The sequence below is a fragment of the Spirillospora sp. NPDC029432 genome, from assembly GCF_040703975.1.
GTDB lineage: Bacteria > Actinomycetota > Actinomycetes > Streptosporangiales > Streptosporangiaceae > Spirillospora.
The window spans coordinates 146,331-166,966 of record NZ_JBEZWH010000001.1 but is presented as its reverse complement, the minus strand read 5'-3'; the positions used below and the strand labels follow the sequence as shown (position 1 = coordinate 166,966).

Here is a 20,636-nt window from a genome sequence, read left to right as displayed (position 1 = left end):
GGATGAGTTCCGACCGCTGGCTCGACCAGGACGCCGGACCCGTCGTCCGCCCGTACACCGTCACGCGGGGCCGCACCCGGCCGCGCGGTGACGCGCTCGACCTCATCGTGGTGCTGGAGTCCACCGGCATCCCGGTCAGCCCCCGGCTCCGGCTGGACCCCGAGCACCGGATGCTGCTCGGGCTCTGCCAGGAGCCGATCACCTTCGCGGACCTGGCGTCCGAGGTGGACCTGCCGGTCGGCGTGGTCCGCGTCCTGGTCGACGACCTCCGCGACGAGAACCTGCTCCGCGTGCTGCGGCCGACGCCCACGGGCGACCGGCCGGACGAGCTCGTACTAAGGAAACTGCTGCATGGACTACGCGCCCTCTGACACGGCCTCCTCCGGCCATGCCGAGGCTCCCCCCGCGCCGGGCGGCCGCCGCCCGATCACCGCGAAGATCCTCATCGCCGGCGGGTTCGGCGTCGGCAAGACCACGATGGTGGGCTCGATCAGCGAGATCCGCCCGCTGCGCACCGAGGAGACGCTCACCGACCGCAGCCTTGGCGTGGACGACACCGCGGGCGTCGGCGACAAGACCCAGACGACCGTGGCCATGGACTTCGGCCGCATCACGCTCCAGGACGACCTGATCCTCTACCTGTTCGGCACGCCCGGGCAGCAGCGGTTCTGGTTCATGTGGGACGAGCTGGCGCTGGGCGCGGTGGGCGCGGTCGTGCTGGCCGACGTGCGTCGGCTCGCCGACTGCTTCCCGGCCGTCGACTACTTCGAGGACCGCGGGACGCCGTTCGTCGTGGCGGTCAACCGCTTCGACGGCGCCGAGCGCAAGCGCGCCGAGGACGTCCGGATCGCGCTGGACCTGGAGGACCACGTGCCGCTGGTGATGTGCGACGTGCGGCGGCGCGAGTCGGCCAAGGAGGTCCTGATCACGATGGTCGAGCACGTGCTGGGCGAGGCCGAGCGCGGCCGCTGACCCGGCACCCCACCCGATGACCATTCCATACGGTTTGGTATGTTCTTGGCATACCAGACCGTATGGAATGGAAACCGGATGGCAGCGAGCAGACGCAGCAAGCGCGAGGACTGGCTGGACGCCGGGCTGGAGATCCTCGCCGGGCACGGCGCCCCCGCGGTCACGATCGAGCGGCTCACCGAGCGGCTCGGCCTGACCAAGGGCTCCTTCTACCACCACTTCGGCGGCATGGCCGGCTACAAGACCGCCCTGCTGGCGCACTTCGAGGAGGTGTGCACGACCCGCCTGATCGACCTCGCCGAGCAGGACCCGGACGCTCCCCCGATGGCCAGGCTCGAACGGCTGATGGACCTGGTCGTCTCCGGCAAGGACCACGGCCCCGAACTGGAGGTCGCGGTACGGGCCTGGGCCCAGCAGGACGCCGAGGCCCTCGCCCTCCAGGAGCGCGTCGACCGGGCCCGCGTCGACTACCTGCGCGCCCTCTGGCTCGACCACACCGGCGACGCCGCCGAGGCCGGGCGCATCGCGAACCTCTTCTACCTGATCACCATCGGCGGCTCGCACATCATCCCGCCGCTGCCCGCGCCCGACCTGCGCGGCGTCTTCGAACTCGGCATCCGGCTCGCCACCCGGGAGGGAACGTCATGAACGCCATCACCCGCTGGACCCCCTGGGGGATCATCGCCCTCGCGTGCGTCCACACCGTGTACGCGTTCGCGACCATGCCCGGCGCCTGGGGCGACATCGCGCGGGCCGGAGTCCTCGACGGCATCCAGGGCGACGCCGAACGCGAGGTCGCGCTCTGGTTCCTCTACTCGGGCGTCGGCTTCATGGCGATCGGCACGTTCGCGCTCAAGGAGGTCCGGGCGACCGGCCGCGTCCCGCTCCAGGCCGCCCTCTACCTGCTGGCCGTCGGCGGCACGATGTCCGCCGTCATGCCCGCCTCCGGCGGCTGGCTCGTCCTGCTGCTGGGACTCCTCGCCCTGGCCGCCCGGCGGCGGGACAGGGCGACGGAAGGCGGCTGATGGCGGAGATGGCAGCTGATGGCAGAGATGGCGGCTGATGGCGGCTGATGTCTGACCCCGCCCGTATCGTGCGGGGTCATGATCGAGGCCGAGAACGCCGTGCAGATGCCCGACGAGTGGCGGGCCCTCGTCCACCCCCGCCGCGGCGGCACCGCCCCCGCCGAGCCCGTGGAGGCCGATCCGGCCGCCGTACGGCCGCTCCGCGAGGCGACCGCGACGGCCATGCCGCTCATCGAGGCGATGCTCGGGCACGCGCACACCCAGGAGGTGCCCGGCGAGGCGGTGCGCCGATGGCTGCGCGGCGAGCCCGACCCGCTGGGCGCCGCGGCGGTCGCGAGCATCCTCATCGACGGGCCCGCGCTGGAGGAGAGCGACCGGGAGGCCCTGAAGGCGGCCCTCGTGGACGCCTGGATCGGCGAGCACGGCCTGCCGTTCGCGGCGTGCGCGTTCACCGATCTCTGCGAGATCCACCTCGGCGGAGAGCCGATCCAGCCCGCTCCCCGCGGCTCCGTCGGCGGGATCGGCCGCGGCATCGTCTTCGCTCTGGACACCGTCCGGGATCCCGAGGCGTCCCCGTACCGGCGGCACGGCGGGATCCGGCGCGCCGGACCATGGGAGAACCCCAGCTGGTGGTGGAGCGACGGAACGGCCGGGCTCCGGCTCCGCACGCTGCTGGCGGCCGCGGGCGAGGACGAGTACCGCGCGGCCGTGGACGGGCTGGCCGGGCACCGCTATTCGAGCGACCAGCGGATGGCGGCCGCCTATCTCGTCCCGACCGAGCACGCCTGGGTGGACGAGTGCGTCGAGGACCAGAGGTACATCGGCAGGGGTGCGTACTCGCAGCTCCTGTGCTCGCTGTCCGCGGCGGAGCAGCTCGAACGGCTCCGGTCGTCGAGGAACGGGGCGCCGAGCTGGAACCACATGCGGCCGGACGTCCTCGCCACCCTGCTCGACACCGTGGGCGCGGCGGCCGCGCCCCACCTGATCAGGGCCCTGCCGTCCTACGAGCACGACGACGACCGGGTGCGCGCCCTCATCGCCTCGCTGGGGATGCTGCCCTCGGACCAGGCGCTCGGGGCCCTGCTGGAGCGGTTCGGCCAGAAGCACGCCACCGCCGCGCTGCGCCTGGCCGTGGAGCGGTTCCCCGGACGGGCGATACGGGTCCTCGCGCCCGTCGCCTCCGGTGAGACCACGGCGGCGCCGGCGGCCGCGGGCCTCGTCCGGGCCCGGCTGCGGGCCGCCCCAGGACTGGTGGACGGGCTTCCGGCGGAGACCCGCGAGCTGATCGAGCAATTCCTGCCGCGCGCCGCCGTGCGGGACGCCGAGGACCTGCCGGAGGTGCTGGTCTCGCCGCCGTGGACGCGCCGCGGCCGGACGAAGACGAAGAAGGCGGCCGTTTCGGCCCTGCCGGCCCTGCCACCGTTCCCGGAGCCGGGCATGGTGTGGGAGCCCGGCGAGCGGGAGGCGTGGGAGCGGGCCGGGCGGCCGCCGTTCTGGACGAGCGGCCCGGAGAAGATCGACTGGGCGGCGGCGAGCGCGACATGGGTCGCCGCCAACATGGCCAGGGCCGGGGAATGGCTGCCGCCGGTCGTCGCGCGGTTCGGGCTGGAGGCCCTGCCGCTGGTCCTGGGCGCGGTCGCGCGCTCCCCCGGCCATCACGGCGAGATGCTGCTGCCGTACCTGGACGCCGAGGTGGCCCGGACGATGGCGCGCTGGCTGGCGCGGCTCAAGAGCGCGCGGACGATCGCGCGCCGCTGGTTCCGGCGGCACGGCGCCGCCGCCGTGCCGCTGCTGCTCCCCGCCGCGTTCGGCAAGGCCGGACCGGAACGCCGCGACGCCGAGGGCGCGCTGCGGGCGCTGGCCGCCGAGCACGGCGACGAGGCGGTCGTCAAGGCGGCCGAGGACGCGGGCCCCGCCGTCGGGGCGCTGCTGGCGCTCGACCCGCTGGAGGTCCTCCCCGCCCGGATCCCCAAGGTCACCTGGGTCGGCCCGGCCGAGCTGCCGCAGGTGCTGCTGCGCGACCGGCGCACGGCGCTGCCCGCCGCCGCGACCGGGCACCTGCTCACCATGCTCGCCATGTCCAAGCCCGGCGACGAGTACGCGGGCCTCGGCGCCGTCCGCGAGCTGTGCGATCCCGTGTCGCTGGCGGAGTTCTCGTGGGCCGTGTTCCTGCACTGGCAGGCCCGCGGCGGCGCGTCCAAGGACAACTGGGCGATGACCCAGCTCGGCCTGCTCGGCGACGACACCACCGTGCGCCGCCTCGCCCCGCTCATCCGGCGCTGGCCCGGCGAGGGCGGCACCGCCCGCGCCGTGGTCGGGCTGGAGGTGCTCGCCGGGATCGGGACGGACGTGGCGCTGACGCACCTGTACGCGCTCGCGCGCAAGGGCAGGCACAAGGGGCTCAAGGCCAAGGCGATGCGGCGGGTCGAGGAGATCGCCACCGCGCGGGGGCTCACGAACGACCAGCTGGCCGACCGCGCCGTACCGGACTTCGGGCTGGACGCCGAGGGCGGCATGGTGTTCGACTACGGGCCGCGCCGCTTCGAGGTCCGCTTCGACGAGCAGCTGGCCCCGTACGTGATCGACGAGAAGGGGAAGCTGCGCAGGAGCCTGCCCAAGCCGCGGCCGGCCGACGATCCCGATCTCGCGCCCGTAGCGCGGACGCTGTTCGACGGGCTGCGGAAGGACGTCCGCACGATCGCCGAGGCGGAGATCAAGCGGCTGGAGGCGGCGATGGTGCGGGGGCGCCGCTGGGATCTCGGCGAGTTCCGGGACGTGTTCCTCCGCCATCCGCTGCTGTGGCATCTCGTGCGGCGGCTGGTCTGGCTGGCCGAGCACGACGGCCGCACGACCGCGTTCCGGGTCGCCGAGGACCGCACGTTCGCCGACGTGGAGGACGACGCGTTCGATCCGCCCGCCTCGTCCCGCGTCGGCCTCGCGCATCCGGTCCGCTTGGGCGAGTCGACGGCCGCCTGGTCGGAGCTGTTCGCCGACTACGAGATCCTCCAGCCGTTCCCGCAGCTCGGACGTCCCGTCCACACGCTCACCGACGAGGAGCGGGCCGCGACCCGGCTCACCCGCGTCGAGGGGCGCGTCGCGCCGTACGGCAAGGTCAAGGGGCTGTCGCAGGGCAGCTGGCTGAGCGGAGCGGACTACGACTGCTGGATCGCCCGCCAGGACCCGTCCGGACGCTACGTCGTCGCCGGTATCGATCCCGGCCTGGAGCACTACAGCCACGGCCATGGCGCGGACCAGCGGTTCGCCCGGATCTGGGCCGGGCCGAGGCCCGCGCCCAGGCCGGTGGACCCGATCCCCCTCGGGGACATCGACCCGGTCACCATGAGCGAGGCCCTCCATGACCTCATCCGCGTCTCCGAGAAGTGATCGGACCATGACGACAGCACGGTGCTGCGAGTCCCCCGCCCTGTCCTGGCTGGCGAAGCTGGCCGCGCGCGGCGTCCCGCACGGGCACGCCGGGCACGACGTCGTCCACGACTACACCGTGCTGAGCCGCTGCGGCGCCTGCGGCGGGGGCGTGGTCGAGCACCATTCGCACGACTGCTGGGACCCCGGCGACCACTCGTCCTGGAGCATGTACTGGTGGTGGCGCGTCGACCCCGCCGACATGGACGCCGTCCTCGAACTGGCCGCCGCGTGCCCCGCGCCGTCCGACCCGGAGTGCGACTGCCGCCTCCACCGGGGCCTCGGCGCGGAGACCCCGCCGCGGGCGGCGCCCTCGCGGGAGACGCCGTACGAGCGCGCGCCCGTCCCGTCGGCGAAGGTGCGCGTCGGCACGGACGGATTGCCGCGCTGGGCCTGAGACGCCGGGCGGCCGATTCTCGCAGGGGCTAGTCCTCGCAGGAGTAGGTGAAGGACGCCGAGCCCTGCATCGGCGGGCCGTTCAGGACGGTCAGCGTGGCGGTGAACGTGCGCGTGCCCGTCCCCTCGACGTTCCAGTTCAGGTGGACGGTGGCGTGGGCGCGGCCGCCGGACATGTCCTGCTGGAGCGGCGGGTCCGGGTTCTCCTGGTCGCTGCGCTTCCACTGGTAGACGATCCGCCCGGGCGCGCCGTTCGTGGTCAGGACGCCGGTGACCTGGACCTCGGCGCCGCAGCCCGGGGCGGGCCGGTCGGCGCGCACGTCCACGCCGGTGACGGCGAGTTCGGGCGCGCGCGCCGCGCGGAACGACCAGCCGGCGGCGCCGCCGACCAGCGCGAGGCCCGCCAGGACGGTCAGCGCCCACAGCGCCCGGCGGCGCCTGCGGCGGCGGGCGCGCGACCCGGACGGCGGCGGGGTCCAGGTGGTCTGCCAGGGCTCGGGGAGCCCGGTCGCCCGCGGTACGGTGCCGGCCGGCTCGGGCTCCGGGCCGGCCGGGTCGGAAGGGCCGGCGGTGCCAGCGGGGCCGTTGGGGTCGGCGGGGTCGGTGCGGGTCGCGAAGGCGATCGCCCGTTCGGCGCGGGTGCGTGCGGCCGGGTCCTCGCCGGACGTCCGGAGCATCTCCAGGAGCCGCGCGGGGGTCGGCCTGCTCGCGGGGTCCTTGCCGAGCGCGGCGGCGACCGCGTCCCGCAGGGCGCCGGTCAGCCCGCCGAGGTCGGGCTCCGACTCCATGATCCGGACCGCCATCACCGGCAGCGTCGCCCCGCCGAACGGGCGCCGCCCGGTCGCCGCGAACAGCATCACCCCGCCCCACGAGAACACGTCCGACGCGGGCTCGGGCCTAGCCTGGAGCTGCTCGGGCGCCATGTACGCGGGCGTGCCGTGGATCGTGCCCTCGCCGGTCAGCCGGGTCGCGCCGGCCGCGCCCGCCACCCCGAAGTCGATGACCCGCGGGCCGGTCCGCGACAGCAGGACGTTGGCCGGCTTGAGGTCGCGGTGAATGATCCCGGCCGAGTGGATCCCGGCCAGCGCCGCCGCGACGCTCACGCCGAGCTGGTCCAGGTCGGCGCCGCGCAGCGGGCCGTCCGCCCGTACGGCCTCCTCCAGCGTGGGGCCGTCGATGTACTCGGTGACCAGGTACGGCTCGGGCGCGTCCGGATCGGCGGCGATCACCTCGGCGGTGCAGAACCGCGGCACCCGCAGCGCGCAGCGCGCCTCCCGCCGGAAGCGCGCCCGGAACTCCGGCTCGCCGGCCAGCTCCGTCCGCACCACCTTGATCGCGACCAGCGCGCCGTCCGGGCCGCGGCCGAGGAAGACCCGGCCCATGCCGCCGCCGGCGAGCGCCGCGGCCACCGTGTACGGCCCGATCGTCCGCGGATCCTCCGGCCGCAGCGGCCGGGCCCGCGCAGGAAGGTCGTCCCCGTCCATCCGGCTCCGTTCCTAGGTCCCGGTGGGGGACGCCTTGGGCTGCGGTGACGGCTCCTCCGCGGACGGCGGCTCGGTCGTCTCGGGGGCCGGGTCGGGCTTGGTGGTCTCGGGGGCGGGCTTCGGGGACTCCGCCGGTTCCTCGGGCTTCGGCGTCGGCTCGTCCGTGCCGGTCGGGCGCGGGGTGGCGGTCGCCTCGGGCTCCGGTGCCGCGGTCTCCGCGCCGATTCCCGTACCGGTGAACGTGATGTCCACGGCGCGGCCGCCCTGGTCGCTCGGGATGACCATGGCGGCCGTGTGGGCGCCCGCCTCCCTCGGCGTGAACCGCACGGTGTAGAAGCACGGGCCGCCGTCGTCCGCCGGCGGGCACCGGGTGAGCGTCACCGTGAACTGCCCGCCCCCGCCGGTCACGGTCATGCGCCGCTCGTCGTCGCACACGCGCCACGGGTAGGAGAACTCGCGTTCGGCCGTGCGGCCCACGGCGACCTCGCCGAGATCGTGCGCGTCGGCGTGCGGGAAGCAGTCGGCGGCCACGGCGGTGCCGGTCAGCGGCACGGTCACGGCGGTCCCGCCGTCCCGGTCCGGGACGATGAGCGTGCCGCTGTCGCTGGTGGTCGTCCGGGGTTCGTAGGCGATCGTGACCGTGCAGGACGCGCCGGTCGCGGGCGGGCAGGTCGTCCCGGTCGAGCGGAACGCCTCCGCGCCGGTGACCCGGATCCCGGCCGCGTCGTAGCACGCGTTCCACTCGATCGTGATCGCCTCGGTGGCCGTGCCGCCGACGTCCACCGGCCCGAACGCCTGCGCGGCCCGCGTCACCCGCGGGCAGGCGGGCGGCGGCTCCGTCGTGGGCGGCGGCGTCGTGGGCGGGGCCGTGGTGGGTGGGGCCGTCGTGGGCGGCGTGACCGGGGCGGGCGGGGCGCCGATCACCGTCGGGGACGGGCTGGGCGTCGCCGGGATCAGGGACGGGGACGCCGTCGGGGACGCCGACGGGGACGCCGATGTCGGGCCGGGCGACGGCGTGCCAGTGGCCGCTGGCGGCTCCGACGGCGGCTCGGACGCGCCGTCCGGGTCCGGGGTGGGCGTGACCGCCGGCGGTACGGTCCCCACCGGCGTCGGGCGGGGCTTGGCGAGCGCGACCGGATCCTTCGTCCTGGCGTTCCCGAGCACCAGGGCGACGGTCGCGACGCCGACGACGACCGCGGCGGCGACCGCGACACCGCCGAACACGTGCACGCGGCTGACCTTGCCCGCGTGCCGGGCGCCCCGGGCGCCGCCGTGCAGGACGCTGCGGCCGAGCGTGCCGCCGGCGGCCGCGCCGCCCGCCGTGCCGGTGGCCGCCACCCCCGGGAACAGCGCCGCCAGCCCGCCCGCGGCGGAGGCGAGGAACAGCAGCCCGCGGCGCTCCCAGTCGTCGCCGTACTCGGAGCGCGCCGCCTCCTCCAGCTCCCGGACGAACTCCGCGGCGTCGCCCGGACGCAGCGCCGGCTCCTTGGCCATGCCGTGCGCGACCAGGGCCCGCAGCGGCTCCGGGACGCCCGCGACCGGCGGCGCGGCCGTCACGTGCTGCGCCATCAGCACCATGTCGCCGTCGCCGCCGTACGGGGGGCGCCCCGCCACGCACTCGTAGAACACGCACGTCGCCGCGTACACGTCGGTCGCGGGCGTCGCCGGGTCCCCGCTCCACTGCTCGGGCGCCATGTACGCGGGCGTGCCGGACAGCGACCGGTGCCCGGCCGCCGTCGCGGTGCCGAAGTCGATGAGCTTGCTGGACCCGTCGGCCCGCACGATCACGTTCGCGGGCTTGTAGTCGCGGTGCACGACGCCCGCCGCGTGCGCGGCGGCCAGGCCCAGCAGGGACCCCTTGAGGACCAGCAGCGCGGCCTCGGGTTCGAGCGTCCCGTGCGCGTGCAGCAGCCGCTTCAGCGAGACGCCCTCGACCGCCTCCATGACGATCGCGGCGCCGTCCGGCCGCTCGACCAGCTCGTACACGCGGGCGACGTGCTCGTCGTCCACCGCGGCCATCAGCCGCGCCTCGTGCCGCGACGGGACGCGCCCGCCCTGCCCCGACACGTACTTGATCGCCACGTAGGCTCCGGAGCCGTCGCGCCGGGCCAGCACCACCCGGCCCTGCGCCCCGGAACCGAGCTCGCCGACCTCGGTGAACCCGTCCAGCCGCCACGTGCTCATCCCTCGGTCCCCCTGACTAGGGCAGGCAACGATCGTCGTCGCCGGTGTCCGGCGACCCCCGTGCGGCGCGGTCGCGGGACCGCACCGGAAAAACGCCCGCACCACCCCTGGAATCAGGCATCACCAGTGGAGCGCCAAAGAATGCGGGGGTCAAGCCGGGGGCGCGATTCCGCCATTCACCGTCCACTTTCGGCCGTGATCAACATGATCCTTTTAGAACGCGTTCCCGATTTCCATTCGGCGCGTACGGAAACGTTCCATTCCCCCGTACGGGGGAGGCGGTTCCCACCTGCGGGCGATGGGCGCGCCGCGCCCCGCCTGCGATCTTCGCAACGGGCGGGAGCGCCCGCCTCCCCGCCGATCCGGAGACCCGACATGACCGCTCCATGGCCCGTATGGGCGCCGTACGCGGCGGCGGCGTCCGCCGCCGTCAATGCCGCCGCGCAGGCGGCCTGGGCCCTGACGGGCACCGCCGTGCCGGCGACCCCGCACCATGACCATCCGCCGGCGGCCCAATTCCTCCTGGCCCTGCTCTCCCTTCTCGCCGCCGCGGCCTGCCTCGCCGGAACGGAACGCCCCACCCGGGTCCGCGCCGCCCTGGTGATCGCGCCAATTCCGATCTTCGTGCCGGGAATGATCGGATTTCCGCTCCATTTCGTGACGCTGCTGTCCGGCGGCGGAGTGGAAAGCGCCACCGGCCTGGCCCACGTTCTGCTGAGTACGGCCACCGCCGCGTTCCTCGCCCTCTGCGCGGTGGCGTACCACCGCCGCTCGCGCGGCAGGTGCCCCCGCTGCGGCCGGGCCCACGGGCATCCGGGCGGCGGCCCGCTCGCCCATCCCGCGCCTTCCACCGCCTCCCGGCGGACCCGCACGGCCGTCTACGCGCTGATGTGCGGCGTCCTGCCCTGGGCCGGCGTCAAGACGGTCTGGACGCTCGGCGGCGACGCGCTCGGCGTCACGGCGGAGGAGTGGCGCGCGGCGAACGCCGGCGCCTCCGGCCCGGCGAGGGCGCTCGCGGCGGCGGGGATCGACGTCACCGTGCTGGCCGCGATGGTCGCGATCCTCCTGCTGCTCGCCCTGATGTACCCGTGGGGCATGGCGTTCCCCCGCCGGATCCCCGTCCTGGCCGGGCGGCGCGTCCCCCGGCAGCTGCCGCTGGTCCCCGCCCGGCTCACCGCCGCGAGCCTGGCGCTGTACGGCACGGCCATCACCGCCTACGCGCCGCTGGCCGCGCTCGGCGCGCTGCCCGCCCCCGAGCCGTCGGGCGGCTTCGACCGGGCGGGCCTGATCTGGATGACCGCCTTCGGCGGCCTGGCGTTCGCCGGCCTCGGGCACGGGCTGATCATCGCGTCCCGCTCGTACTCCGCGCGCACCCGTCCCGCCTGCGCCGCCGGCCCGGCGAACGAGGTCACGCCCCGTCCGCGTTCGTTCGTACCGTCCGGGGGAACGACGACCGGAGGGGGATCTCCATGACCATCGCCGTCACCACACCGGCGGGGCGGGTCGGATCGCGCGTGGTCCGGCTGCTGATCCAGGCCGGGGTACGGCCGCGCGTCCTGGTGCGGGACCCGGCGCGGCTGGACGCCGGGACGCGGGAGCACGCCGACGTGCGCCAGGGCGACCTGACCGACGCGACGTACGTGCGCAAGGCCGTGGCCGGGGCGCGGACGGTCTTCTGGGTCGATCCGACGCCGCACGTCGCCGACGACCCGATCGAGACCTCGGCGCGGACCGCCGCCGCCCTCGCGGACGCCGCCCGCGCCGGCGACGTCGCCCGCATCGTGTTCCTGAGCAGCGTCGGCGCGGAGAAGCGGCACGGGGTCGGCCACATCGACGGGCTCGCCCGGATCGAGGAGCTGTTCGACGGCACCGGCGCCGACGTGCTCCACCTGCGGTGCGCCTACTTCTTCACCAACCTGCTGTTCGAGCTGGACGGGCTGGCGCGGGGCGTGCTGGCGACCGCGTTCCGCCCCGACGCCCCCATGCCGTGGGTCGATCCCCGCGACATCGGCGACGTCGCCGCGGCCCGCCTGCTGAACGAGGACTGGCGGGGCCGGACCGTCCAGGCCGTCCACGGGCCTGAGGACCTCACGTTCCGGCAGGTCGCCGGGATCCTCACCGGGGCGCTCGGCCGGCCCGTACGGCTGGAGACCGTGGACGACGCCGCGGTGCGCCAGGGGCTCCTCGCGGCCGGCCTGCCGCCCGCCGCGGTCGAGGGCATGGTCGGGATGACCGCCGGATCGCGCGACCTCGTGCCCGAGCAGCCCCGCGACCTGGTCACCACGACCCCGACCCCGCTCGCCGCCTGGGCGTACGCCCACCTGCGCCCGGCCCTCGACGCGCACCGGGCGACCTGACGGGAGCCGCACGGACGGCGGGCGCGCGCGCCGCGCCCGCCGCCGGCCGGTGTCACTCCTCGCAGTCGCCGGTGGTCCACCACCAGTTGCCCACCGGGGTGTCGTGCGTCATGGCGCAGATGATGGTGGCGCCCTTCTCCGCGCCGTACCGTTCCCTGATCTCCGCCCGCATCTCCGCCCACTGGCGGCGGGTGTCGCTGATCGCCCAGCGCACGGCGCGCTCCTGGTTGTCGGAGATCTGGCCGCGCGCGCTGGTCCCGTCCCTGGTCACCTCGCCGGTGGCCGGGTCGATCTGGGCGACGTCCTTGTTGAGCTCCTCGTCGTGGCGGATCCGGTTCTGGCACTCGTCCGACGGGTAGCAGCCGGTGGCCAGCTGCTCGGGAACGTCGGACGGGGACGACACCGGCAGCCGGAAGTTCATCAGCGGGAACACCTCGCTGCGGTGCATGCCGGGCGGGTTCGACACGCTGGTCGGCTTGCCGGAGTCGTGGGAGTCGACCCAGTTGGAGTGGGAGTAGAAGTCCTGGACGCCGTGCAGGGCGCGCCCGAACAGGTCCACGAAGCGGCACTTGGCGCGCGCCCGCTCACCGGGCGGCCCGTAGTCGGCGCACCGCGCGCGGCTCTCGTAGCCGGACAGCTCGCCGTCGTCGTCGAAGACCTCGCCGGCCTCCCGGGCGGCGCCCTGGAACCGGCCGCGCAGGTGCGTCAGGCAGGCGACGAGCTGCTCCGACGCCTGCGCGCGGGTGCGCACGTACGCGTTCCCCCCGTTGTCCTCCGACCGGATGTAGTCGGCGTTGTCGCAGTGCGCGTCCGCGTTGTCAAGCTCGCCGCCGCTCGCCCACGAGTCGGGGGCGCCGACGCCGCCGAGGTACGTGCGGTAGCCCGCCAGGACGTCCATCGAGTCCGGCTCGAAGCAGGTGCCGTCCGACGGCTGGTCCTCGGGACAGGCCAGCGCGGCCCTGGTGACCTTCTCGTGCTCGCCGTGCCCCGACGAGAACCAGTAGTACGTGGCGAACGCCTCCGCCTCGGGCGGCGCGGCGACCTGGCCGGCCATGCTCACCCCCAGCACCGCCGCCATGACCGTGGCGGCCGCCGTCCATCTGCGAATCGCATACCCCCGTGGCACGTCGTGCCCCTTTCGTCGTACGAGGGCACGCCTGGGAGCAGGGAGCGTTCGGCGACACCCTCGTGGCCGTTGTCCACGGAGGACGATCCATCGATCACGGGAAGTGTTCAAGGTCTCTGACACTCATGACCGCACCCGGTCAAACGCGATTCCATCGGTTGGGTGACATCGCCCCGCCGGTTCCGGACGGTCAGGCGCGCAGGGTGGTGCTGGGGGAACGGCCGTACGCCGCGCGGTAGTCGGCGGCGAAACGGCCGGGGTGGTGGAAGCCCCAGCGGGCGGCGACGGCGGTGACGGTGGTGCCGGGGCCGGCGGCCTGGAGGTCGGCGTGGGCGGCGGCCAGGCGGACGCGCCGCACGTACCCCATGGGGGTGGTGCCCCGGTGCCGCCGGAAGGCGTACTGCAGGGTGCGGGGCGTGACACCGGCGGCCGCGGCGATGTCCGCGACGGTGATGTCCGGGTCGGTGTGGTGGTCCTCGATGTAGGCGATCGCGCGGCGCAGCGCGGCCGGGGCCGCGTCGGAGCGGTCGGCGCCCGTGTCCCCGTCCAGGAGCACGGTGTTGGGGAAGGCCGCGAGGGCGGTCGCGGCGAGGAGGCGGGCGGTGTTGCCGAGGAGGAGCGGCTGGTGCGCCCGCGGGTTGGCGAGCGTGCGGACGGCGAAGTCCGCGGCGTCCTTCCACTGGTCCCGGGCGGCGGCGTCGAGCGGGCGCAGCGAGAGGAACCGCGGCGGCGCGGCGGGCCCGTCCGCGCAGGTTCCGGCGACCGCGCCGAGAAGGGCCGCCGGGAAGGTGATGGTGCACGTGCGGATGTCGCGGACGTGCGAGAGGTAGTCCGCCCCGGGGTAGTTGGCGATGTACACGTCGCCGGGCGCGAAGCGGTCGGCGCCCTTGCGGCGGTCGCGCTGGATGGCGCCGCGGAAGACGGTGTTGATGATGACGGTGCCCTGGCCCGTCATCCGGAACGTGAGGTCGGCCGAGAACCTCAGGTCGCTCACGGTGAAGTCCCCCGCGTCCGCGTGGGACAGCGCCACCCGCGTGGTGCTCTCGCGGGTCCGCTGAACCAGGAGGCGCCCGCCGTACGCCCGGTCCATGAACTCGCGGGCGACCAGCGGGTCGGCCGTGGCGAACTCGGACCGCTCGACCTGACCGTTCGGGGAACCGGCGGGCACCGACACCTCCGCGCGTCGCAGACGTATCCGTGCCCGTGACGGTACCCCGGCCGGCGCCCGGCGAAGCGGAGCGACGCGGCGGTCGCCGGCCGGTGTCCGTTCCTGGCCCGACCGGCGCTCCCCTCCTCGCTCCGGTCGGCTCCTCCGGGCCAGGATCACCGCCGTGCACCGGGCCGGTCACCACACGAAACGAAAGAACGCCGTTCGGCCGTCCGCGGAACGAAACGCCCCGGCCCCAGCGGGACCGGGGCGCCCGACCGCGGCCCGCGCCTCAGCCGCAGTGGTCGTCGCACTCCGCGTGATGGGCGGAGCGCTCGGAACGTCCGGGTTCCGGGACGGCGCGCAGGGAGAGGATCTCGGCGAGCACCGACAGGGCGACCTCGCCCGCCGTCCGGGCCCCGATGTCCAGTCCGGCCGGCGTACGCACCCGGTGGCCGTCCTCCAGGGCGGACGTCACCGCCTCGCCCCGGCGGCGGCCGGCGATCAGCCCGATGTACGGGATCCCGGCGGCCAGCGCCCGGCGGAGGATCTCCTCCTCGTCGCGGCCGTGGGTGGCCGCCACGACGGCCGCCGCGTCCGCCGCCACGGGGTCGGGACCGGGGCAGAGGGACGTCTCGTAGCCGGCGGCCGCGCCGACGTCCGCGAGGGCGCGGGCCACCGGGCCGTCCCCGTAGACCTGCACCAGCGGCGGCGGGATCACGGCCTCCAGGAAGACGTCCAGGGTGCCGCCCGACAGGCACGGGTTCCCGACCGTCACCAGGCCGTCGAGCGACGCGGTGCCCGCCGGGTCGGCGGTGATCCGCAGCAGGGCCGACTCCCCCTCGGCCAGCAGGCGCAGGGCCTGCTCGCGGACGGTCGAGGCGGCGCAGGCCCCGCCGACGAAGCCCTCCAGGGTGCCGTCGGGAAGGACCAGCGCCCGGTCGCCCGCGCGGGCGCTCGTCGGCTTCTCCGTGCGGACCACGGTGGCCAGCACGTACGGCGTGCGTTCGGAACGGAGCCGTTCGGCGAGCTCGTTCACGGGATGGCCAGGTCGGTGCGGAACGGGCGGCCCTGGATGACGCGCCACACGTTCGCCGGGGTCAGCGGCATGTCGGCGTGCCTGACGCCATATGGCCGGAGCGCGTCGACGACCGCGTTCACGATGGCGGCGGGCGAGCCGACCGTGGCGGACTCGCCGACGCCCTTCGCGCCGAGCGGATGGTGCGGGGACGGCGTCACGGTCTCGCCCAGCTCCCAGGACGGGCACTCCATCGACGTGGGCAGCAGGTAGTCCATGAACGAGGCGCCGAGGTGGTTGCCGTCCTCGTCGAACGCCATGACCTGCATGAGCGCCATCCCGACACCGTCGGCGAGGCCGCCGTGCACCTGCCCCTCCACGATCATCGGGTTGATGCGGACGCCGCAGTCGTCGACGGCGACGAAGCGCCGGACCGACACCTTCCCGGTGCCCGGGTCCACCTCCACCACGGCGATGTACGCGCCGAACGGATACGTCAGGTTGGGCGGGTTGTAGACCGTCGTCGCGTCCAGGTGCCCCTCCACGCCCTCGGGCAGCTCGACGCTGCCGTGCGCGGCCATCGCGATCTCCTGCATCGAGACGCCGGTGCCCGGATCGCCCCGCACGGACCAGCGCCCCGGGCTCCATTCGAGGTCGTCGGGGGACGCCTCCAGCATCGCGCCGGCGACGATCCGGGCGCGCTCCTTGACCTTGCGGGCGACGACGGCGGTGGCGGCGCCCGAGACCGGCGTCGAGCGGGAGCCGTACGTCCCCAGCCCGAACGGCGTCTGGTCGGTGTCGCCGTGCACGACCTCGACGTCGTCCACGGGCAGGCCCAGCTCGTGCGCGACGATCTGCGCGAACGTCGTCTCGTGGCCCTGCCCCTGCGTCTGCACGGAGATCCGCAGCACGGCCTTCCCCGTCGGGTGGACGCGTAGCTCGGCGCCGTCGGCCATGCCGAGGCCGAGGATGTCCATGTGCTTGCGCGGGCCGGCGCCGACGGCCTCGGTGAAGAAGCTGATGCCGATCCCCATCAGCGAGCCGGTGCCCTCGCGGCGCCGCTCGGCCTGCTCGGCGCGCAGCTTGTCGTACCCGGCGATGTCCATCGCGTGCCGCAGGGTCCGCGGGTAGTCGCCCGAGTCGTACTCCCAGCCGGTCGCGGTGCTGTACGGGAACTGCTCGGGCCGCACCAGGTTGCGCAGCCGCAGCTCGGCCGGGTCGGCGTCCAGCTCCAGCGCCAGCATGTCGATCAGCCGCTCGACCAGGTACGCGGCCTCGGTGATGCGGAACGAGCACGCGTACGCGACCCCGCCCGGCGCCTTGTTGGTGTACACGCCGGTGACCGCGCAGTGGGCGGCCTCGATGTCGTACGAGCCGGTGAACACGTGGAAGAACCCGGCCGGGAACTTCGTCGGCTGCGCGGTGCCGTTGAACGCGCCGTGGTCGGCCAGCACCTTCACCCGGATGCCGCGGATCCGCCCGTCCCGCGTCGCGGCGATCTCGCCGCGCATGTGGTAGTCGCGGGCGAACGACGTCGTCATCAGGTTCTCGGAGCGGTCCTCCATCCACTTCACCGGACGGCCCGTGACGATCGACCCGACGATCGCGCACACGTACCCCGGGTAGATCCCGACCTTGTTGCCGAAGCCGCCGCCGATGTCGGGCGACACGACCCGGATCTTGTGCTCGGGCAGCCCGGCGACCAGCGCGTACACGGTGCGGTGCGCGTGCGGCGCCTGCGTCGTGGTGTGGACGGTGAGCTTGCCCGTCACCTTGTCCATGTCCGCGACGATCCCGCACGTCTCCAGCGGCGCCGGATGGACGCGCGGGTACAGGACGTCCTGCGCGACGACGACGTCCGACTCGGCGAAGACCCGCTCCGCGTGCGCGGCGTCGCCGGCCTCCCAGTCGAAGATGTGGTTGCCGGTACGGCCCTCCAGGTCGTCGCGGATGACCGGGACGTCCTCGTCCAGCGCCCGCCGCGCGTCGACGACCGGCGGCAGCGCCTCGTAGTCGACGTCGATGAGCTCCAGGGCGTCGCGGGCGGCGTAGTGGTTCTCGGCCACCACGAACGCGACCTCCTGCCCCTGGAAGCGGACCTTGTCGGTCGCCAGCACGGCCTGCACGTCGCCGGACAGCGTCGGCATCCACGCGAGATCCAGCCCGGCCAGCGTCTCCCCGGTGATCACCGCTTTGACCTGCGGGTGCGCCTCGGCGGCCGTGGTGTCGACGGAGACAAGCCGGGCGTGCGCGTGCGGGCTGCGCAGCACCGCACCGTACAGCATCCCCGGCAGCTTGATGTCGTCGACGTAGTTGCCCTTGCCGCGGATGAACCGGGCGTCCTCCTTGCGCGGCACCCGGCCGAACCCGTGGTGGCGGTCCTGCGTCCCCGTGGTCTCGTGCACCGTCATGACGTCACCTCGTTCCCGGCCGGGTGGTCGGCGGCCCAGCGCACGGAGCGGACGATGTTCTCGTAGCCCGTGCACCGGCAGATCTGCCCGGACAGCGCCTCGCGGATCTCCCCCTCGGACGGGTCGGGCACGCGGTCCAGCAGCCAGCGGGAGACCATCATCATCCCCGGCGTGCAGAACCCGCACTGGAGGCCGTGGCACTCCGAGAACCCCTGCTGGACGGGGTCGAGCACCCCGTCGCGCTCCAGCCCCTCGACCGTGCGGACCTCCTTGCCGTCGGCCATGACCGCGAGGACCGTGCACGACTTGACCGGAACGCCGTCCAGCCAGACGGCGCAGGCCCCGCAGTTGGAGGTGTCGCAGCCCCAGTGCGTCCCGGTGAGGCCCAGCTCGTCCCGCAGGAGGTGGACGAGCAGCAGCCGCGGCTCCACCTCCCGCGCGAACGCCTCCCCGTTCACGGTCACGGTGATCTTCATATCCGGGCCCTTCCCATCGCGCGGTGGTAGGCGCGGCGCAGCGCCCGCGTCGTCAGCTCGCCGGCCAGATGCCGCTTGTAGTCGGCCGGGCCGCGCTGGTCGGACCCGGGGTCGCAGTGCAGGGCCGCCACCCGGCCCGCCTCGCGGAACAGCTCCTCGGACGGCTCGGCGCCGCGCAGCAGCTCCTCGGCCTCGGCCGCGACGAAATGCTCGGCGCGGACGGCGGTGAGGCCGATCCCGGCCTCGGCGATCCGCAGGTCCCCCGCCAGCGCGAGCACGGCCCCGGCCGCGGCCAGCGGCCAGTCGCCCGCGCGCCGCTCGACCTTCTCGTACGCGCTGGAGCCGCCCGGCCTGATCGGCACCCGCAGCTCGGTCAGCAGCTCGCCGGGCTCCACGACCGTCTCGTACGGGCCGGTGTGGAACGCCCGGACCGGAACCGCACGCTCGCCGGACGGGCCGCGGATCACCGCCTCGGCGCGCAGCGCGCCGAACGCGGCCGACAGGTCCTCGGACGGGTCGGCCTGGCAGAGCGAGCCGCCGACCGTGCCGCGGTTGCGCACCACCGGGTCGGCGATCACCCGTTCCGCGTCGTGCAGGATCGGGAAGTGCTCGCCCGCCACGGCCGAGTCGAGCAGCTCCGCGTGCCGGACGAGCGCGCCGATCCGCAGCGCGTCCCCATCGATCCGGATGTAGGACAGCTCCGCCACGTCGTTGATGTCCACCAGCGCCTCGGGATCGGCCAGCCGCAGCTTCATCATCGGGATGAGGCTGTGACCGCCGGCGACGACCCTGGCCTCCGGGCCGTGCCTGGCCAGCAGGGCGAGCGCCTCCTCGACGCTGGCCGCCTTCGCGTACTCGAAGCGGGCGGGAACCTGCATGGCGATCCCTTCGGCGCGGGGTCGGGTGTGCGGATTCTCGCCCCGGCCGCAGGCGGCCACAACAGCCGGATAAGCAATCCCTTAAGGCCAGACTGCCCTCATGACCCTCACGCAACTGGGCGCGTTCGTGCTGGTGGCCAGGCTCGGGTCGGTGAAGGAGGCGGCGCGGGCGCTGAACGTCAGCGAGCCCGCTGTTTCGCAGGCGCTCGCCGCGCTGCGCCAGCATCTGGGGGATCCGCTGATCGTGCGCGGGCCCGGGGGGATGACGCTGACCGAGGGCGGGACCCGGCTGCTTCCGGTCGCCTCGCAGATGGTGGTACTGGGCGCCGAGGCCGAGGGCGCGGTGCGGGACGCGCGCGGCGCCCCCGAGGCGCTGCGGGTGGTGGCGACGGCGGCGGTCGCCGAGTTCGTCGCCACTCCCCTGCTGGACGCGTTCGCCCGCCGGACGGCCCGCGCGGTCGAGGGCGGCTCGGGCGTGGTCGCCCGGCGGGAGATCCCGGTGCTGCTGCACAACCGGCTCGCCGACGTCGCGCTGGGCCCGTACCTCGGGAACGAGCCCGGCCTGGTCAGCGAGCCGGTGTTCCGCGCCCGGCTCGTCGCGGTCGGCACCGCGCCCGTACCGCACCCGGTCTGGCTGGTCGACCCGTCCGGGACCGACCCGGCGAGCGAGACCAGCGGGCTGCTGCGCCGGCTCAAGGTGCCCGAGGACCGCATCCGCGTGTACCCGAACCAGACCGCCGCGTGGGCCGCCGCGGCGGACGGCGACGGCCTCGCGATCGCGCTGGCGCACCTGGTGGCGCCGCGCGTCCAGCGCGGCGAGCTGAGCGTCGTCGCCACCCCGGCGACGCCGGTGGAGGTCCGCTGGCACGTCACGACGCTGCCGGCGGACCGGCGGTCGGCACTGGCGGGCTCGTTCGCCCGCTTCCTGGCGACGGCCGACGCGCTGCACGTGATGCGCACCCCCGGATCGGGTGTCCCGCCGTCCCGCTTCCGGCCCCCGGTGTACGTGACACTCTGGAGTTAGCGCCGCCCGGATAGGGTCGGACCTGGCATTTCACGGCATCGGGGGACGGCAGTGGCAGAACGCAGGTACGGCACGCCGGCCGCGCCGACCGAGACGACGATCCGTTTCGGGGACCGCGAGTTCACCGGGCTCGACGGCGAGGTCTTCACCCGCGTGCTGTTCGTGGACGTCGATCTGATGGAGGTCGAGGGCACGGGGAGCGGGTTCGAGGACTGCACGTTCCGGGGCGTGCGGTTCAACTGCTCGGTGCACACGGACTCGGCGTTCGTGAACTGCACGTTCACCCGCTGCTCCTTCTTCGACGCGGAGTTCACCGGCTGCAAGCTCACCGGCAGCATGTTCGACGGGTGCACGTTCGGGGCGCTGCGGGTCGGCGGCGGCGACTGGTCGTTCGCCGGGCTGCCCGGCGCGGACCTGCGCGGCTCGGAGTTCACCGGCGTACGGATGCGCGAGGTCGACCTCACCGGCGCCCGGCTGGAGGGCGCGTCGTTCCGCGACTGCGACCTGTCGGCCTCGTGGTTCCACCAGGCCGAACTCGCCGGCTGCGATCTGCGCGGCAGCGACCTGAACGTGCTGAACCTCGACACCGCCCGGTTCCGGTCGGCGATCATCGATCCGGCGCAGGCGGCGGCCGTCGCGGGGGCGTTCGGCTTCGACGTCCGACCCGGCTGACCGGCCGGCGGGCGCGTGACGCTGCGGATCCGGCTCGCCACGG

The 20,636-nt window shown here is 74.7% G+C and carries 18 protein-coding genes; 10 read left to right on the top strand and 8 right to left on the bottom strand.

Features of this window, described 5'->3' with window-relative positions:
- Positions 1–2 precede the first annotated feature (2 nt).
- From AB0881_RS00735 to AB0881_RS00710, 6 genes are all read left to right on the top strand, one after another.
- Positions 3–371 carry a DUF742 domain-containing protein gene (locus tag AB0881_RS00735; protein ID WP_366613138.1) on the top strand — a complete coding sequence of 123 codons (369 nt, stop codon included), beginning with the start codon at positions 3–5 and terminating at the stop codon, positions 369–371.
- Positions 352–972, top strand: coding sequence for an ATP/GTP-binding protein (locus AB0881_RS00730; protein WP_366613136.1), 621 nt, complete (start codon positions 352–354; stop codon positions 970–972). Before AB0881_RS00735 ends, AB0881_RS00730 begins: the two co-directional genes overlap by 20 nt.
- Positions 973–1,050: 78 nt before the next feature.
- Positions 1,051–1,620, top strand: coding sequence for a TetR/AcrR family transcriptional regulator (locus AB0881_RS00725; RefSeq protein ID WP_366613135.1), 570 nt, complete (start codon positions 1,051–1,053; stop codon positions 1,618–1,620).
- Positions 1,617–1,997 carry a DUF6463 family protein gene (locus tag AB0881_RS00720; protein ID WP_366613133.1) on the top strand — a complete coding sequence of 127 codons (381 nt, stop codon included), beginning with the start codon at positions 1,617–1,619 and terminating at the stop codon, positions 1,995–1,997. Before AB0881_RS00725 ends, AB0881_RS00720 begins: the two co-directional genes overlap by 4 nt.
- Before the next feature lie 78 nt (positions 1,998–2,075).
- Entirely contained in the window at positions 2,076–5,381 is a 3,306-nt protein-coding gene (locus AB0881_RS00715; RefSeq protein WP_366613131.1) for a DUF4132 domain-containing protein, read from the top strand.
- A 7-nt stretch (positions 5,382–5,388) separates the two neighbouring features.
- Positions 5,389–5,817: a hypothetical protein gene (locus AB0881_RS00710; RefSeq protein WP_366613129.1), complete on the top strand. Its 429-nt coding sequence runs from the start codon at positions 5,389–5,391 to the stop codon at positions 5,815–5,817.
- A 28-nt stretch (positions 5,818–5,845) separates the two neighbouring features.
- On the opposite strand, the gene AB0881_RS00705 is transcribed toward AB0881_RS00710, so the two are convergent.
- Both AB0881_RS00705 and AB0881_RS00700 read right to left on the bottom strand, forming a co-directional pair.
- On the bottom strand, positions 5,846–7,300 hold the full coding sequence (locus AB0881_RS00705) for a protein kinase (RefSeq protein WP_366613127.1): 1,455 nt from the start codon (positions 7,298–7,300) through the stop codon (positions 5,846–5,848).
- Between the two features lie 12 nt (positions 7,301–7,312).
- Positions 7,313–9,484 carry a protein kinase gene (locus tag AB0881_RS00700; RefSeq protein ID WP_366613125.1) on the bottom strand — a complete coding sequence of 724 codons (2,172 nt, stop codon included), beginning with the start codon at positions 9,482–9,484 and terminating at the stop codon, positions 7,313–7,315.
- A gap of 375 nt (positions 9,485–9,859) precedes the next feature.
- Here AB0881_RS00700 and AB0881_RS00695 point away from each other — a divergent pair, with 375 nt between their 5' ends.
- Together AB0881_RS00695 and AB0881_RS00690 are read left to right on the top strand one after the other, a co-directional pair.
- A complete protein-coding gene (locus tag AB0881_RS00695; protein ID WP_366613123.1) occupies positions 9,860–10,957 on the top strand; it encodes a hypothetical protein in 1,098 nt (365 codons plus the stop codon).
- Entirely contained in the window at positions 10,954–11,841 is an 888-nt protein-coding gene (locus AB0881_RS00690) for an NAD(P)H-binding protein (protein ID WP_366613121.1), read from the top strand. The genes AB0881_RS00695 and AB0881_RS00690 overlap by 4 nt, the downstream gene beginning before the upstream one ends.
- 52 nt (positions 11,842–11,893) lie before the next feature.
- Here AB0881_RS00690 and AB0881_RS00685 read toward each other — a convergent pair whose 3' ends face one another.
- The 6 genes from AB0881_RS00685 to AB0881_RS00660 form a co-directional block, all read right to left on the bottom strand.
- Entirely contained in the window at positions 11,894–12,967 is a 1,074-nt protein-coding gene (locus AB0881_RS00685; protein ID WP_366613119.1) for a hypothetical protein, read from the bottom strand.
- A 190-nt stretch (positions 12,968–13,157) separates the two neighbouring features.
- A complete protein-coding gene (locus AB0881_RS00680; RefSeq protein WP_366613117.1) occupies positions 13,158–14,135 on the bottom strand; it encodes a helix-turn-helix domain-containing protein in 978 nt (325 codons plus the stop codon).
- Positions 14,136–14,406: 271 nt separating this feature from the next.
- The gene (locus tag AB0881_RS00675) at positions 14,407–15,153 is read right to left on the bottom strand and encodes an XdhC family protein (protein ID WP_366613115.1); all 747 of its coding nucleotides are present in this window, start codon (positions 15,151–15,153) and stop codon (positions 14,407–14,409) included.
- Positions 15,150–17,543 (bottom strand): aerobic carbon-monoxide dehydrogenase large subunit, encoded by a 2,394-nt coding sequence (locus AB0881_RS00670; protein WP_366613113.1) that lies wholly within the window; start codon positions 17,541–17,543, stop codon positions 15,150–15,152. Before AB0881_RS00670 ends, AB0881_RS00675 begins: the two co-directional genes overlap by 4 nt.
- Positions 17,540–18,019, bottom strand: coding sequence for a (2Fe-2S)-binding protein (locus AB0881_RS00665; protein WP_366613111.1), 480 nt, complete (start codon positions 18,017–18,019; stop codon positions 17,540–17,542). Before AB0881_RS00665 ends, AB0881_RS00670 begins: the two co-directional genes overlap by 4 nt.
- The gene (locus AB0881_RS00660; RefSeq protein WP_366613109.1) at positions 18,016–18,897 is read right to left on the bottom strand and encodes a xanthine dehydrogenase family protein subunit M; all 882 of its coding nucleotides are present in this window, start codon (positions 18,895–18,897) and stop codon (positions 18,016–18,018) included. The genes AB0881_RS00665 and AB0881_RS00660 overlap by 4 nt, the downstream gene beginning before the upstream one ends.
- Before the next feature lie 100 nt (positions 18,898–18,997).
- Here AB0881_RS00660 and AB0881_RS00655 point away from each other — a divergent pair, with 100 nt between their 5' ends.
- Positions 18,998–19,921 (top strand): LysR family transcriptional regulator, encoded by a 924-nt coding sequence (locus AB0881_RS00655; RefSeq protein WP_366613107.1) that lies wholly within the window; start codon positions 18,998–19,000, stop codon positions 19,919–19,921.
- 51 nt (positions 19,922–19,972) lie between these two features.
- Positions 19,973–20,593 carry a pentapeptide repeat-containing protein gene (locus AB0881_RS00650; protein ID WP_366613105.1) on the top strand — a complete coding sequence of 207 codons (621 nt, stop codon included), beginning with the start codon at positions 19,973–19,975 and terminating at the stop codon, positions 20,591–20,593.
- Positions 20,594–20,636: the final 43 nt, after the last annotated feature.